General features: G+C 66.0%; 1 protein-coding gene. It reads left to right on the top strand.

The features are described 5' to 3' along the window. A partial coding sequence (locus ACM0OZ_RS49395) for a DUF4054 domain-containing protein (RefSeq protein WP_414590245.1) occupies window positions 1–200 on the top strand: 200 nt, incomplete at its 5' end. Window positions 201–241 lie beyond the last annotated feature (41 nt).

A 241-nucleotide genomic window follows, 5' to 3' on the forward strand; every position in this document is an offset into this window, starting at 1 on the left:
GTCAGAAGACCGCCACGGCCGGCGGCGCGCCGGGGGCTGTGACGGGTCCGGTGACGGCCAAGTCGGTCGACAAGGTCAGCGCCAGCTATGACGCCGGCGCGGTGACCCTTGATGACGGTGGATTCTGGAACGCCACGACCTACGGCACGCAGCTGCTTTTCTATGCCCGCATGATCGGCGCAGGTGGTGTCCAGCTATGAGCATGACCGTCACGACCGACAAGTTGGCGCAAGTGCTGGCC

Source organism: Scytonema sp. PCC 10023 (assembly GCF_963920835.1).
In the GTDB taxonomy this organism is placed as follows: Bacteria; Cyanobacteriota; Cyanobacteriia; order Cyanobacteriales; family Nostocaceae; genus Kalymmatonema.